The organism is Lederbergia lenta NBRC 16444, from assembly GCF_001591545.1.
GTDB classification, from domain to species: domain Bacteria; phylum Bacillota; class Bacilli; order Bacillales; family Bacillaceae_C; genus Lederbergia; species Lederbergia lenta.
In genome coordinates this window covers 160,405-176,650 of the sequence record NZ_BCVC01000004.1, presented here as the reverse complement: position 1 = coordinate 176,650, position 16,246 = coordinate 160,405, and the positions used below count along the sequence as shown (strand labels likewise).

Sequence of the window (16,246 nt, the reverse complement as noted above, 5' to 3'; positions counted from 1 at the left end):
TTTATTTTTTTAGAAGATTTTTAGTAATAACGATTCGCTGGATTTCGCTTGTGCCTTCGTATATTTCTGTGATTTTTGCGTCGCGAAAATAGCGTTCAACTGGGTACTCTTTTATGTACCCATATCCGCCGAACACTTGAATAGCCTCCGTCGCTACTTCTACCGCTGTTTTTGAAGCGAAGAGTTTGGCAATCGATGTTTGCTGGGCACACGGGATCCCACGCGCCCACAAATCGGATGCTTGATATATAAGCAATTTTGCAGCTTCTACCGCAGTAGCCATATCTGCCAGTTTAAATCCAATCCCTTGTTGCTTAGCAATCGCTTTGCCAAATTGCTTTCGCTCCCTTGCATAATTTGCTGCGGCTTCGTATGCCGCTTCAGCAATTCCTAATGCTTGTGCAGCAATGCCAATACGACCAACATTCAAATTAGCAAGTGCAATCTTAAAGCCCTCTCCTTCTACCCCTAATAAATTTTCTACAGGTATTTTCATATTTTCAAATGTTAGCTGCACCGTTTTCGAACCGCACAGCCCCATTTTCCGCTCGTCTTTTCCGATTACTAATCCAGGTATTGTTTTTTCCACGATAAATGCAGAGATACCACGTTGACCTTTTGTAGGGTCTGTCACTGCGAATACAATATAAACATCCGCTTCCCCACCATTCGTAATAAAAGCTTTCGTGCCATTAAGAACAAAATATTCTCCTGTTCTAACTGCTCGTGTTTTTAAATTTGCTGCATCTGACCCTGCTCCCGGTTCCGTCAGGCAAAAGGCACCCAAATATTCCCCACTCGCTAGTTTTGTTACATATTTTTGCTTCTGTTCTTCCGTTCCAAAATATAATATCGGATTCGTCCCAACTGATGTATGCACAGACAAAATGACTCCGATCGTCGCACTTGCCTTGGAAAGCTCCTGAATAGCAATAACATAAGACATAAAGTCCATTTCCGCCCCAGCATATTTTTTCGGAATAGGAATGCCCATTAACCCTAAAGCGGCCATTTTCTTTAAAATCTCTCTAGGAAACTCACCTGCTTCCATACGATTAATGAAAGGTGTTATTTCTTTTTTCGCAAAATCCCGCACCATCTTTCGCATCATTAGCTGTTCTTCTGTTAACTGAAAATTCATCGTTGTCCTCCTAAAAAGTCCGACATCGCTTACCTATTCAGTCATACAAATAGAAACCTCGCCCGCTTTTTTTACCGAGCCAACCTGCTTTTACATACTTTCTTAATAGTGGGCATGGTCGATATTTATCGTCACCAAATCCTTCATGCAATGTTTCCATAATGTATAAGCATGTATCAAGTCCAATGAAATCAGCTAGCTCAAGCGGTCCCATCGGATGATTCATACCGAGTTTCAGTACTCTATCAACTGATTCCTTTGTAGCAACACCTTCATATAATGTGTAAGCGGCCTCATTAATCATTGGCATTAATATTCGATTAGAAACAAAACCGGGAAAGTCATTGACTTCCACTGGAGTTTTATGAAGATTTACAGCCATTGCCTCAATTTCCTTATATACATCTTCCGCTGTGGCAAGTCCACGAATAATTTCAACGAGCTTCATAGCGGGAACCGGATTCATAAAATGCATGCCAATTACTTTTTCTGGGCGTGCTGTTGCCGCAGCAATTTCAGTAATTGGTAGAGAGGAAGTATTCGTTGCTAAAATTGCATGTTCAGGTGCGTATTTGTCTAACTCCGCAAAAATATTCTTTTTCATATCCATATTTTCAATCGCAGCCTCAATGACGACATCTGCATACTGAGCATGTTGCAAATCCGTAGATTTAAACAAGTGATCAAAGACAAGTGTTTTTTCTCCTTCCGTCATCCTCCCTTTTTCTACTTGACGGCTAAGACTTTTAGAAATTCTTTCAAATCCTTTGTTCACCAATTCTTCATCCAAATCATGCAAATACACTTCATAGCCAGCTTGCGCACATACTTGAGCAATGCCTGATCCCATTTGTCCAGCGCCAACTACCATTACTGTTTTAACATCCATACAATCCCTCCTAGTCTATTGTTTAGGAACTTCTATTAGGATGGCGTCCCCTTGACCTCCGCCAGAACAGATAGAGGCAATTCCCAGACCCCCACCTCGCCGCTTTAACTCATATACAAGCGTCAAAATAATTCTTGTTCCGCTTGCTCCGATTGGATGCCCAAGCGCAACCGCACCACCATTAACATTCACTTTATTAGGATGAAGATCGGCAATTTTATTGCTTGTAAGTGCTACTGCAGCAAACGCCTCATTAATTTCAAAAAGATCCACTTCGTCTATTGTCTTTCCGGTTTTTTTCAGGAGTTTATTAATGACAAGTCCTGGTGTCCGAGGAAAATCTTTTGCTTCTACAGCAATTTCTGCATGGCCATGTATATATGCAAGTGGCACCTTCCCCTCTTGCTTAGCCCGCTGTTCATTCATCAATACCAATGCCGCTGCCCCATCATTCACTCCTGGCGCATTTCCTGCCGTAATCGTTCCATCTTTGTCAAAAACAGATGGAAGGGTAGATAATTTTTCAATCGTTGTATCTTTTCTAGGAGCTTCGTCTTTCTTAATTAAAATCGGCTCTCCTTTTCTCTGTGGCACTTCTACTGCTACGATCTCTTCAGCTAACTTTCCATTTTCGATTGCCTCCACTGCAAGTGTATGGCTCCGCAACGCCCAAATATCTTGTTCTTCCCTTGTAATCTCGTATTCTCTTGCAGTTGCATTTCCATACGTACCCATATGGACGCCGGAAAAAGAACAAGTTAACCCGTCCTGTGTTAATAAATCGATCACCGCTGCGTCTCCCATTTTGTAGCCCCACCGCGCTTTTGGCAGCAAATATGGGGCGTTCGACATCGATTCCATTCCACCTGCAACAATTATTTCTTCATCACCCGCACGAATAATCTGATCTGCTAATGTAACAGCCCTCATTCCTGATGCACATACTTTATTAATCGTTTCTGTCTTAACTCCCCAAGGGATACCCGCCTCACGTGCAGCCTGCGTAGAAGGAAGCTGACCTTGACCACCTTGCAGAACGGTACCAAGAATCACTTCCTGTACTTCTTCCGGTGCTACCTCCGCCCGCTGTAGCGCCTCCTTTACTGCTATCCCACCAAGTTGGGCCGCTGTGAAGAAGCTAAGTCCGCCTCCAAACTTGCCAAAAGGTGTGCGTGCCCCATCAATGATTACCGTTTTTCCCATCTCGATCATTCCTCCTTAGCACAGTAAATTTGACTTTGTTTGACTGAACGCTCGCTCAATTAGCAGTGAAGATTTAGGCGCGCCACGATTGGGCAACGCCTTGTTATTTACGCTGACTCTTGATCGCCACACACAGCTTTCTCAAGCAGTTCAGCCACATCATATGTCTTAACCGTTTCTTCTACTTCTTTTGCCTTTGTTCCATCAGAGAGCATGGTCAGACAGTATGGGCATCCTGAACTTATGACAGATGGCTCGACAGCCAAAGCTTGCTCTGTTCGCGCGACGTTCACGCGCTGCCCAGTATCTTCTTCCATCCACATCAATCCCCCTCCAGCGCCACAGCACATGCCAGTTTCTCGATTGCGTTCCATTTCAATAAGCGTCACACCTTCAATAGCTGAAAGAATTTCTCGAGGTGGATCGTACACATCATTGTAGCGGCCAAGATAGCAGGAATCATGAAAGGTAATCTTTTCATCTACAGCATACTGCGGCTTTAATCGGCCTGCCTTCACTAGCTGATCGAGCAACTCCGTGTGATGGAAAACTTCAATTTCTAGACCGAAATCAGGATATTCATTTTTAAATATATTATATGCATGTGGATCGATCGTCACGATTTTTTTCACATTGTTTTTCTCGAATTCAGCGATATTTGCTGTCGCTAACTCCTGAAATAAAAATTCGTTTCCTAAGCGACGCGGTGTATCACCAGAGTTTTTTTCTTTGTTACCGAGGATCGCAAACTTCACGTCAGCTTCATTAAGAAGCTTAGCAAAAGATAAGGCGATTTTTTGGCTACGGTTATCAAATGCTCCCATCGACCCAACCCAAAATAGATAGTCGAATTCCTCGCCCGCTTTTTTTAATTCCTTTACCGTTGGTACATGGACATCTTCCCTAGCATCACGCCAGTTCTCCTTTTCCTTACGATTCAATCCCCATGGATTGCCTTGACGCTCAATGTTTTGCATCGCCCGTTGGGCATCTGAATCGATCTTCCCTTCCGTCAATACAAGATAGCGACGCATATCAATAATTTGACTCACATGCTTATTCATTACTGGGCACTGATCTTCACAATTTCGACATGTCGTACATGCCCATATTTCCTCTTCTGTGATTACCTCGCCAATCATGCTCGGATGATATTCTAATGATGCAGCGGCTTCAACTGCTCCTTCACTGCCACTTGCTTTCGCTAGTTGATTTGCTTTCGTGTTTGCAAATGCATAAGTTGGAACCCAAGGCTGTTTTTGCGTTACTGCAGCACCGTGATTGGTTAAATGATCACGTAACTTAATCATGAGATCCATTGGTGAAAGCATCTTTCCTGTACCTGTTGCCGGGCACATATTCGTACATCTTCCACATTCTACACATGCATATAGATCCAATAATTGAAGATCAGTAAATTCATCTATTTTCCCGACCCCAAATGTTTCTTGAGATTCGTCTTCAAAATCAATTGCTTTTAATTTCTTTCCTCCATCAAGCGGCTCCAAGTAGGCATTCGCGGGTCCCGCGATTAAGTGCGCGTGTTTAGACTGAGGTACATACACAAGAAAGCTTAATAGCAATAAGAGATGAATCCACCAAGCTACATAGAAAATGGCGGACGCTGTACTTGGGCTCAGCCAACTAAATGCTGCAGCAATCCCAGAAGCAACCGGCTCAGTCCATGAAGAAGGCTCGCTATGCCAAATCAGCGCCATCCCATTTCCCAAGAGAACCGTCAACATTAAACCACCGATAAATAACAAAACAAGCCCTGCATAAAACCCTCGTTTTAAACGCACAAGCTTTTCTACATAACGCCGATAAAAGGCCCATATAACAGCCACGAGAATGACAAGCGTGACAATCTCTTGGAAAAATTTAAATCCTGAATAGAGCGGACCAAGTGGCAGGTGGGATCCCGGGGCAAGCCCTTTCCAAATATAATCAATTGCCCCAAATTGCACGAGGATAAATCCGTAAAAGAACATGACATGAATAATGCCACTTTTTTTATCTTTAAGTAGTTTTTTCTGCCCAAACACATTAATGCCGATTTTTTTTAGACGAGCTTTCACGTCTTGATCGAATGCTTCCTTTTTGCCTAGCTTAATAAAGGTAATACGGGTTTTTACAACATAAACGAATAAAAAAATCGCGTAAGCGGTTACATCTAGAAACGCAAGCCAGTTCACCCAAAGCAATATATTCATCTTGTAAAGCACTCCCTTCTTTTGCCCAAGACTATGTTTATATTCTGAATGTTATTACTATCATTATATAATGAATGAACGTTCAGTCAAGTGATTTTTAAATGAGGTAGAAAAAATACAAGCCACCGTAGTAGTGACTTGCATAGGGTATTAGTATTTGGTTAACTTCCTTCATAGCGAAGATATGTAATTATTTTTTCTGTAAAGGTATCGATATTTATTAATTTTCCAATTTGGGTAGCGGCAATAACTAAGTTAATAGCTCCCTTTGTTGCGGCTATTTTTGTCATTATATCAATAAATGCTCCATCAGAAAGATAGCCATCCACAAAAATCCAAGTTAATTCAGAATTGGTAACAATGAAAGCAGAGCATCTATCTTCCTCCAAGGTTCCAGTTCTTAACTTATGAATGGATTCCTCCATATAAAAACAAATCGCTTCATTTTGTTTATGCTCTAATACATTCGTAGCGATAACAGAGCGATGCCATCCAATCCCAACTTGAGTAGCCATCATTTTTAACGCGACAGGGGAATGATATTCTACACTTGCCTCTGTCCGCTTTAAAAAAAGTTCACCTAATCTTATGCTTTCGTCGATTTGCTTCGTTTCAGGTACCAATAGCATTTGCGGTTGAGGAACATGAGGATGAAATTGTTTTACCACTTTTGTTTGATAGACTTGACGGATGCTACTTTCTTGTAAAACGAATGGAGGCTTGCCTAGTAATTCGACTTCCCCTTCATTCAAAAGTAGGAGTCTATCACAATATAACCCCGCTAAGTTCAAATCATGAAAAATCGAGACAACAGCTATTCCCCTCTCTCGTGTCCAATTTTTTAATTGGTCTAAGAGATCTTTCTGATATGCGAGGTCCAAATGATTTGTCGGTTCATCCAATAAAAGAATCTCTGGTTGCTGTGCAAGGGCTTGGGCGAGGAAAACTCGTTGGCGCTCTCCTCCCGAAAGTTCATGCAAAAGCTTATGCTGAAACTTTGCTACCCCAGTTGTCTCCATTGCCTCTTCGATTAATACTTCATCATCATGATGCCGGGAATGAAACCAGCCACTTTGATGTGCATAACGGCCAAGAGAAACCGTTTCTTTCACCGTATAGGCGAAAACCTCCGATGAAACTTGCGGTAAAACAGCAACTTTTTTTGCTAACTCTTTTGCAGAGAATGTAGAAAGAGCCCGATTTTTTATAAGCACCTCTCCATCATGTGGTGCAAGTAACCCACTAATCATTTTAAGTAAAGTCGTTTTGCCGCTGCCGTTTGGGCCAAGTATGCCAAATAACTCGCCGCCCTTAACAGAAAACGACACATCATTTAGCACGCTATTACCTGGATACCCTCCCGAAACTCCTTTTACATCAAGCATATCTTATCCTCTTCTTTCCATTCGTCTTCTTACCAAAATGAGCGCAAAAGCTGGTGCACCGATTAATGCAGTGATGACACCGATTGGTAATTCAGCCGGTTGAATAATTGTTCTAGCAGTCAAGTCAGCTAGGATGAGAAATCCAGCGCCAATTAATACGGATAAAGGTAATAATTGTTTATGGTCTGGCCCCCATATTATTCGAACTAAATGAGGAATGACGAGTCCCACAAAACCAATCGTTCCTGATACAGCTACAGCAGCGCCTGTCAATAGCGAACCCGCTGCAAGTACCGCTAGTTTACGGCGCTCCACACTTACTCCGAGATGTTTGGCTCGTTCTTCACCAAATGACATCGCATTTAGTTCTCGAGCGTTAAATAATAAAATGAGCCCACCAATTAAAAAGAATGGCAATATGATGCGGATATAACTCCATCCTCGCATCGATACACTTCCTAATAGCCAGCCAATAATTTGCCGTAGCTCTTCACCCGAAAGTGCGATCATCAAGGAAAGTAATGCACCTAGAAAGGAACTAAATATAATGCCCGTTAAAATAATTGTTTCAACCTTCATAGAAGGCTCAATACTTCTGGCAAATATTAATACGAGGAATATAGTAATGAAGGCAGCAATGATACTGACAAGAGGCAATGTAAATATTCCTGCAAATGGTATACTAATGTGAAAGAATAATACACACACAGCGCCGACAGAAGCTCCTGACGATACGCCAAGTGTATATGGATCTGCGAGCGGATTACGAAGCAGCCCTTGGAAAGCTCCTCCTGCCATCGCAAGAGAAGCCCCAACTAGGCCGGCTAATAAAACGCGGGGCAAGCGAATATTCATTACGATGTTTGTGTGCATAGAGTCGATTTGCTCACTCAAAGGTAAGTGAAGGACTCTTGTGCCGATAATAGCAGCTATATCAGCAAACGGCACACGAACAGAGCCAATCGAAATTCCTAAAAACATCGCTAACAATAAAAACCCACTTGCGACTACGTATGAAATTACTTTTTTATTTCCCGAAAACGTCCGGGTAAATGGCTTTTGCAAGCTCCTCTACTCCTTCAATAATCCGTGGTCCAGGACGGCTAACGAGGTCTTCATTTACTTCAGACACTTGTTTATCTTTGATTGCCGTTACTTCCTGCCAAGCGGTACGATCCAATACTTGTTGTTTTGCATTTTCAATATATCCGCCGTACGTAATTAATATTACATCTGGGTTAAGCTTAATAATTGCTTCTTCGTTCATTACAATCCAGTCACCCTGCTCTGTTACAGCATTGTCTGCATGAATTACTTCGAGCATTTCATTCATAAATGTATCATTTCCAGTTGTATATATTTCTGGTTCTGGCCCTAATTCAACGAAAACTGATTTTCTATCCTTATCTGAAATAGCCTCCGCTTTTTCTTTTAATTCGTCCAACTTAGATTTCATATCTTCTAATAATTTCTCGGCTTCCTCATTCTGCCCTGTTGCCTTTCCAACCATCTCAATAGAAGTGTATACCTCATCAAAGCTATGTGCTTCATTAACAACGAGCACAGTTACACCGCTGTCTTCCAGTTGTTTCAGTCCAGATTCCCACATAGAAACGGTTGAAGCATGAGCAAGTACCACATCAGGCTTTAAGGAAATGATTTTTTCAATATTTAATTCCATGCCCGCTACTTTTTCTATCTCATTGACTTCTTCAGGATAATTATCAGATTCAGAAACCCCTACTACTGCGTCCCCATCACCTAGAGCATAGACAATTTCCGTATTGCTCGGTATAAGTGAAACAATTTTTTCTGGTTTCTTCTCTATTACTACGTCCTTATCTGATGCATCTTTAATCGTTACAGAGAAACTTTCTTCTGCTGATTCCTTGTTTTGTTCAGATACCGATTCATTATTCTTTTCATTCGATTTTGGCTCCGTATCTGTTCCACACGCTGCTAAAAAAACAAGCATGAGTGCTACGAGTAACGCATTTAATTTTTTCATAAAACATTCCTCCTTTTAAAATAAAAAAACACCCCCAACGTTGGAGATGTAAAATAGCGGACAGCACTTAATAAAGTCTCTGCTTATCCACCTTCCCCATCCTCGTAGGTTCACTGGTACAATGGCATCGGCAGGTCTCCTGGCTCATGGATCATCGTTTGCTGTTCCTTCCCATACTATAAGTATAGTGGTTTTTTTACAGCTCACTCCCATTTACAGTGGCGGGACCGCGTTGGACTTAAACCAACTTCCCTTTTCAGCTTTATTTGTGTATAGCGTGGACTCTTACAGTGGGGATGGCTGATAATCAGCTTTTCCCTTCTATACGACCATAGCCAAACATACACAAGCACCGATATCCGAAATATGTAATGATAAATCTCCTATCATTATACATGTATTTTTTGTTTATCACATCTTTTTTAAGACTTTCAGGCAATACTATAGATACATATTGAGCGGGGAGTGATGTACATGGGCTGGATTACAGGAATATGCTTACTGATTGTTTTCATTGTGATATGGGCCTATATAGACTTTACTCTCGGCAGCTATATACATAAAAAACAGTGGACAAGAAGAAGTTATCCACTCAGAAAAGGTCAATTACAATTAATCACAAACGGTGCTGATTTATATAGATGCTATTTTAATGATCTTAGAGAAGCAAAAAAAACCATTCACATTCTTTTTTATATCGTAAAAAATGACCGCTTTAGCCATGCCTTTTTTGAAGCATTAAAAGAGCAGGCTCTAAAAGGTGTAAAGGTACGACTTCTTCTAGATTGGTTTGGAAGCAGAAGTGTACCCAAAAATTGGATTGCCGAAGCCAAAGAGATCGGTATTGATATTGTCTTTTGCCATAGACCATATTTCCCTTTTTACTTTTTTACTTTACAAAAAAGAAATCATCGAAAAATTACGATTATCGATGGAAAGATTGGCTTTTTAGGTGGATACAATATTGGCAAAGAATATATTGATCTTGACCCAGAATTATCACCTTGGCGCGATTACCATATTCGAATGGATGGGAAAAGCGTTGCAGATCTTCAGCAAGAATTCCTATTAGATTGGAAACGTGCTACAAACCAAGAAATTCGTATAGATTCAATGTCTTTTTCTGATCAAGCAATGACTATGGAGCATTACCTTTACCCATCGGAAGGAATAGAGGCAGAAGCTAAGTTGATTCAGCTCATTGAAAAAGCGCAAGAAAAAATCATTATAGGCACGCCATACTTTATTCCCCCGGCAAAATTATTTTCTGCAATTGAAATCGCACAAGCAAGAGGTATATCTGTCTCTATACTTGTTCCAGAAAAATCAGATCACCCCATTGTGAAAGAAGCGTCTTTTCGTTATTTAAGAAAAGTGCTTGCTGGGGGAGGTAACGTTTATCAGTTTCAAAAAGGATTTTTCCACGCAAAAGTAATTGTGATTGACGGAAATATTTGTGATATTGGTACAGCAAACTTTGACAGAAGAAGCATTCTTTTAAATCATGAAATTAACTGCTTTATATACGATAAGGTGTTTATTTCAGATGTGGAAAATGCCCTAGCAGAGGATATCGAGCATTCAACTGTGCTAACTTTGGATGAATTACAAAAGGTGCGAGTTTTTGTGCGGATAAAAGAATGGATCGGAATTCTTTTTCAAGGATTATTATAAAATAAACGTGTTTTGATTGGATACACCTTCTCTTCATACAAAAAGATTCCTTATTTGCTGTTACTGGCCATGGTCGGACTTTTACCGGCCGTCATGCGAAGGTTACTGGCCGTCAGAGAGATTTTACAATCCATAGCGAACAATTTACTGGCGGTCGCAACGTGATTACTGGCCATAGCCACTTTCGACCGCCCGGCTGACAGTTGATTTTCACTTTTCTCAATCCCCAAACGCTTAAAAAAAAGAAAAAAGCCACTGCATTCATAGTGGCTTTCGTTCGTTTTATTACATTTTCTCTGGCGCAGATACTCCGACGAGTGCTAATGCATTCTTTAATGTAATTTGCACTGCTTTAACTAATGCTAGTCTCGCTTTTGTTTCCTCTACATTATCTTCATTCAATACTTTTTCCGCATTATAGAAACTGTGGAATGTGGATGCTAGCTCAAAAATATAGTTTGTAACACGATGCGGGATACGCTTTTCAGCTGCATCCGCTACTACTTGTGGGAACTCTCCAAGCTTTTTCAACAGTTCCACTGCTTTTTCGCTATCTAATGTTGCCAAGTCTGCTTGACCATCGACTGTAAAGCCTTTTTCCTGTGCCGAGCGAAGAATGCTACAAATTCTAGCATGTGCATATTGCGAGTAATAGACTGGGTTTTCATTTGATTCCGATACAGCCAGATCAAGGTCGAAGTCCATATGAGTGTCCCCACTTCTCATCGCAAAGAAGTAACGAACGGCATCTAATCCAACTTCTTCAATTAGCTCACGCATCGTGACTGCTTTTCCAGTACGCTTACTCATTTTCATTCTTTCGCCATCTTTAAATAAATTAACAAGCTGAATGATTTCTACTTCAAGACGATCTCTTTCATAACCAAGTGCCTCAACTGCTGCTTTCATACGAGGAATATAGCCATGGTGATCTGCTCCCCAAATATTGATTAATTTATCAAAGCCGCGGGCGATTTTATCTTGATGGTACGCGATATCAGGTGTTAAGTATGTGTATGTGCCGTCATTTTTAATTAATACGCGATCTTTGTCATCACCAAATGTTGTTGAACGGAACCATGTAGCTCCTTCTTCTTCATAGATATGGCCTTTTTCGCGAAGCATTTCTAATGCTACATCAATTTTCCCGTTCTCGTATAAAGACGTTTCTGAATACCAGACATCAAAAAGAACACGAAACTGGGCAAGATCTGCCTTTAACTTTTCCATTTCGTAGTCAAGGCCATAACGACGGAAAAATGCAAAACGCTCTTTTTCATCGACATTTACATATTTATCGCCAAATTCTTTAGCTAACTTCTCACCGATACCAATAATATCTTTCCCGTGATACCCATCCTCAGGCATCTCTTTATCAAGACCTAATGCTTGATAGTAACGTGCTTCAACAGAAAGTGCTAAGTTATGAATTTGATTGCCAGCATCATTTATATAGTATTCACGCGAAACATCATATCCGGCCTTTTCCAACACATTGCAAAGGGAATCTCCAACAGCTGCGCCACGTGCATGCCCAAGGTGAAGGTCACCTGTTGGATTGGCTGATACAAATTCGACTTGCACTTTTAAACCATTTCCCGCATTAGAGCGACCATAATCGTCTCCGGCTTGTAATATTGCTGGTACAAGCTCCGTCAAGTAATTATTGTTCATGTAAAAATTAATAAATCCTGGTCCCGCTATTTCAATTTTCTCGATGGAAGCTTTTGAGTTATCGATATTTGCTTGAATTTGTTCAGCTATCATTCGCGGCGCTTTTTTCGCTACACGAGCAAGTTGCATCGCCATGTTTGTTGAATAATCTCCATGCGTTTTATCTTTTGGTGTTTCTAAAATTACTTCAGGCATCTCTTCCAATGATGCTAATCCGGCATTAACGGCCGCATCACGAATAGCTGTCTTTAGTTCACTTTGAATTTTTTCAACTGCGTTCATTGCTTCTCCTCCGTATATGTAAATTCTAAATTATATTCTCCAACAAGCTGATCACCTGTAAGCAAATCATAGTCGACGATAAAACGACCGCGATCTTCATTATGTTCAAATTGTAATGTATGGGTATGAACGGTCACTGCTAGTGAACCATATCCACCGTCATAACTTCCAGGTTGTTTTTCATTTAAAATGAAAGGTAATCTCATTTTGATCGATCCGCCTCTTAAAATAAGCGCTTCTTCCTCTCCCATTCTTACGGTTGTCCTGACACTTCCATTTTCTTGGACTTCTTCAAATGTTAGATAAGTATGATCTTGTTTTCGAAAGAGGGAACCTTCCACCCATAGCTCAAACGTTTCATTTTCCTGATCCGGATGACGGATTACTGTTACAAGCTTTATTTTCGCCACTTTTTTCTTCTCTTTAACATCCATGACTCCGTCTCCTTTTATCAAATAATCCTTTTATTATAGCCTTCCGTTCCATTCATTTCAACAAATCATCGTCGTTACTTACTATTATATAATATTCCAGGCTTCCACGGTATGCCTTCCCACAGGGCAACACAAATTACGAGAAAAGGAAATAAACTTAAAATAAATGAATAAAAAATCAGTTTTACTTTCATACTGATGAGAAAAAGATTAATAGAATGTGGGAGGTGGATTCATTGGAACCGGAAAAAGCAATAAGAAGAAAATGGAGAACAGTGAGATTACTTACTTTCACCAGCATACTAGCTTTTGCAGCTATTGCAGTTCTTCTATTTTCCTTTTATTTATATATGAAAATAATCGGCCCACCTCCATTATCTATTCCACAATCCAATTTATACTATGCAGATGATGGATCTATCATTGGAGAAAGTAATAGTGGTCAAAAACGTTATTGGGTTTCCCTAGATGACATTTCCCCTACTACGATAGACGCGATAATTGCGATTGAAGACCGAACCTTTTACAGTCATCACGGCTTTGATATTAAAAGAATTGGGGGAGCTGTTTTAGCGAATGCAAAAGCTATGAAAAAGGTTCAAGGTGCTAGTACAATTACACAACAATATGCTCGGAATTTATTTTTAACTTTAGACAAAACCTGGAAAAGGAAAATATCCGAGGCCTTTTATGCCATTCGTCTAGAAATAAATTATGATAAAGATGAAATTCTAGAGGGCTATTTAAACACTATTTCATATGGACATGGTGCCTATGGAATTGAAGCAGCTAGCCAATATTACTTTGGAAAAAGTGCAAAGGATTTATCACTTGCAGAAGGCGCAATGCTCTCGGGAATCCCCAAAGGTCCAGGTATTTTTTCACCACTTATTTCTTTTGAAAAAGCAAAAAATAGACAGTTACTCATTCTGGATGCGATGAAAGAAACAGGTGTTATCTCTAACGAACAAGCTGATGCAGCAGCAAAGGAAAAACTTATATTCATTGGTAAGCATCCACATCATCGGGCAGAATCAGCACCATACTTTTATGATGCCGTAAAAAAAGAACTTCTAACAAAGGTTGGATTAGATGAAAGGATAGTTACTTTAGGTGGATTAAAGGTTTTCACTACACTTGATCCTAAACAACAAGAAATTGCTGAATCAGTTATAGCAGATACTATTTCTGATTCTTCGGACATACAAGTTGGCTTTGCCGCAATGGATCCGCGTTCAGGTTTTGTCACTGCCATGGTTGGTGGTCGGGATTATGATGAAAGTTCTTTCAACCGGGCAACTCAGGCAATTCGCCAACCTGGGTCTACCATTAAGCCGCTTCTATACTACGCAGCACTTGAGAGAGGCTTTACTCCTTCTACTTTATTGCGTAGCGAGGCTACTACATTTAAATATAACGATAATAATTCAGAATACACACCACAGAATTTCAACAACCAATATGCGAACAGGGAAATTACAATGGCCCAAGCCTTAGCTGTTTCTGACAATATGTACGCAGTAAAAACTCATTTATTTTTAGGACAAGAAGTACTGGTCGATACGATGAAAAATTTCGGCATTACTACAGACATTGCTCAGGTCCCATCGCTTGCACTTGGAAGTTCTGGTGTAAAGGTCATGGAATTATTAAATGCCTATAGTATGCTTGCGAATGGTGGAGATAAGGTAGAGCCTGTTTTTATTCAAAAGGTAGAGGATTATCGAGGAAAAGTAGTATACGAAGCAACACAAAATCACGAGCAATTATTAAAACCACAACTTGCGTTCGTGATGAGCCATATGATGACGGGAATGTTTGATACGAAATTGAATGGCTACGCTACTGTGACAGGTGCTTCAATAGCTCCACATATGAACCGACTATATGCCGGAAAATCCGGTTCAACCAATTCAGATAGTTGGATGGCAGGCTATACACCAGCTCTTGCAGCTACAGTATGGACTGGGTATGACAAAGGGTCAGAGATTACACTTACTGCAGATAAATTATATGCAAAAAATATTTGGTCTCAATTTATGGAGCGGGCAATCGAAGGAGAACCTGAAGACATCCATACATTTAAGCCACCTGTAGGGGTAGAGCCGATCCCGATAGATCCTGTAACTGGAAAAATCGCTACTCAGTCCTGTCCAACCTTTAGACTCATCTACTTTGCAAACGGCACGGAGCCTAAAGAAATATGTCATCATTAATTTTAATTAATCACCTGGATTCCCCAAATCTTCGCTAAGTCTGTGAAAACGATTAATTAAATGCCAAAAACCCGAGGTGTGCAGCCTCGGGCTTTTGATTGTCCTAGTCTGCCATGTGCAAACTATATCAAGTTTACTTTTTTTTACGATATTCAGCAAGCAGCCTTTGTTCGTTTTCCGAAACTGTCATAGATTGTTCATACTTTTGTTGATTTTTGTAAAATTTGGTGAGCACTACATTTGAATTACAATTAAATGCACCCAATGACTAGAAAACTTTAGGATTCTTCCTACGATAGGTCAACATTGTGTTTCCTTTATCTCGCATGAAAAATAAGGTTCCTCGACTAAACCGCCACGTCCTGTGGCAACGTCGACTCACCCGCTTCCTGCGAGCGCAGTTTTTGTCGCTGAACGGGCGCTTCCGCTTTTCTTGGTGTCTAGCTACAGCGCCCAGCGACTAGCAAACTTCACGATTCTTCCTACGATAAGTCAACATCGGTTCGCCTTGCAGGCTTATCGTGTTTCCTTTATCTCGTCAGAATCCCTCCAGTTTGTACGTCGCTAAACAGGCGCTTCCGCTTTTCTGTATTAAAATTCTTTTTTTAATTCTTCGTTTGCGCGTTCCCACATGCCTTCGTCGTATTCTTTTAGGAAGTCTGAGAGGATGTTTCTGGATTTTTCATCCATGTTGTGAACGATCACATGTCCTTTCATTGCTTTATCTAGATGGTTGACATGTTCAGGCATTGACTTATAGCCTCGGCGAGCAGGACGATTGATGAGTAATTCACAGGCTGTAATTCCGGCATAATAAGGGCCCTCTGGTTTTCGGTCGACAGCTACCCAAATAACCCAAAATGTCTTTGTTCCTTCTTCTGGTAATTCAGTTCGATCTTTTAAGTATTTTACGCCACGTTCTGTTTTACTGCGTGCGTGCATCGCTTGTTCTTCGATCCACGCTTCACCTTCTTCAGGATCGACCATTAAAGGAGTAATATTTTCTAAATTGAGGGAGCCAATCCCAAAACCTTTATGCCCATCAGTTGGATCATTTTTAATAATATTAAACTCCAGCTTTCTTTTACCTTTTTCCATCCTACATTCCTCCTATCACTCTTTCATAA

12 protein-coding genes and 1 riboswitch are annotated in these 16,246 nt (G+C 40.6%); of the genes, 2 read left to right on the top strand and 10 right to left on the bottom strand.

All coding sequences use genetic code 11. The features are described 5' to 3' along the window. Nucleotide 1 precedes the first annotated feature (1 nt). From BLE01S_RS14875 to BLE01S_RS14845, 7 genes are all read right to left on the bottom strand, one after another. Nucleotides 2–1,141, bottom strand: a complete 1,140-nt coding sequence (locus tag BLE01S_RS14875; protein ID WP_066143911.1) for an acyl-CoA dehydrogenase — start codon at nt 1,139–1,141, stop codon at nt 2–4. A gap of 37 nt (nt 1,142–1,178) precedes the next feature. Next, nucleotides 1,179–2,030: a 3-hydroxybutyryl-CoA dehydrogenase gene (locus BLE01S_RS14870; protein WP_066143907.1), complete on the bottom strand. Its 852-nt coding sequence runs from the start codon at nt 2,028–2,030 to the stop codon at nt 1,179–1,181. A gap of 15 nt (nt 2,031–2,045) precedes the next feature. After that, nucleotides 2,046–3,233 carry an acetyl-CoA C-acetyltransferase gene (locus BLE01S_RS14865; RefSeq protein WP_066143905.1) on the bottom strand — a complete coding sequence of 396 codons (1,188 nt, stop codon included), beginning with the start codon at nt 3,231–3,233 and terminating at the stop codon, nt 2,046–2,048. 107 nt (nt 3,234–3,340) lie between these two features. After that, entirely contained in the window at nt 3,341–5,446 is a 2,106-nt protein-coding gene (locus BLE01S_RS14860; RefSeq protein WP_066143902.1) for a (Fe-S)-binding protein, read from the bottom strand. A gap of 161 nt (nt 5,447–5,607) precedes the next feature. Next, complete coding sequence (locus BLE01S_RS14855) at nt 5,608–6,831, bottom strand: ABC transporter ATP-binding protein (RefSeq protein ID WP_066143898.1); 1,224 nt, start codon at nt 6,829–6,831, stop codon at nt 5,608–5,610. Between the two features lie 3 nt (nt 6,832–6,834). Then, nucleotides 6,835–7,896 carry a FecCD family ABC transporter permease gene (locus BLE01S_RS14850; RefSeq protein ID WP_066143896.1) on the bottom strand — a complete coding sequence of 354 codons (1,062 nt, stop codon included), beginning with the start codon at nt 7,894–7,896 and terminating at the stop codon, nt 6,835–6,837. Continuing rightward, complete coding sequence (locus BLE01S_RS14845) at nt 7,859–8,839, bottom strand: ABC transporter substrate-binding protein (protein WP_066143891.1); 981 nt, start codon at nt 8,837–8,839, stop codon at nt 7,859–7,861. Before BLE01S_RS14845 ends, BLE01S_RS14850 begins: the two co-directional genes overlap by 38 nt. Nucleotides 8,840–8,951: 112 nt before the next feature. Further along, a riboswitch (cobalamin riboswitch) is annotated at nt 8,952–9,141 on the bottom strand. A gap of 172 nt (nt 9,142–9,313) precedes the next feature. On the opposite strand from BLE01S_RS14845, the gene cls reads away from it, so the two are divergent. Then, nucleotides 9,314–10,513: a cardiolipin synthase gene (gene cls, locus BLE01S_RS14840; protein ID WP_066143888.1), complete on the top strand. Its 1,200-nt coding sequence runs from the start codon at nt 9,314–9,316 to the stop codon at nt 10,511–10,513. 285 nt (nt 10,514–10,798) lie between these two features. Here the strand turns inward: cls and argS are convergent, their stop codons facing one another. Both argS and BLE01S_RS14830 read right to left on the bottom strand, forming a co-directional pair. Further along, a complete protein-coding gene (gene argS / locus BLE01S_RS14835; protein WP_066143886.1) occupies nt 10,799–12,469 on the bottom strand; it encodes an arginine--tRNA ligase in 1,671 nt (556 codons plus the stop codon). Then, nucleotides 12,466–12,903, bottom strand: coding sequence for a YwiB family protein (locus tag BLE01S_RS14830; protein ID WP_066143883.1), 438 nt, complete (start codon nt 12,901–12,903; stop codon nt 12,466–12,468). The genes argS and BLE01S_RS14830 overlap by 4 nt, the downstream gene beginning before the upstream one ends. A 218-nt stretch (nt 12,904–13,121) precedes the next feature. Here BLE01S_RS14830 and BLE01S_RS14825 point away from each other — a divergent pair, with 218 nt between their 5' ends. Further along, nucleotides 13,122–15,119 (top strand): transglycosylase domain-containing protein, encoded by a 1,998-nt coding sequence (locus tag BLE01S_RS14825; RefSeq protein ID WP_082788755.1) that lies wholly within the window; start codon nt 13,122–13,124, stop codon nt 15,117–15,119. Between the two features lie 591 nt (nt 15,120–15,710). On the opposite strand, the gene BLE01S_RS14820 is transcribed toward BLE01S_RS14825, so the two are convergent. Next, nucleotides 15,711–16,217, bottom strand: coding sequence for a YwhD family protein (locus BLE01S_RS14820; protein ID WP_066143880.1), 507 nt, complete (start codon nt 16,215–16,217; stop codon nt 15,711–15,713). Between the last annotated feature and the right edge of the window lie 29 nt (nt 16,218–16,246).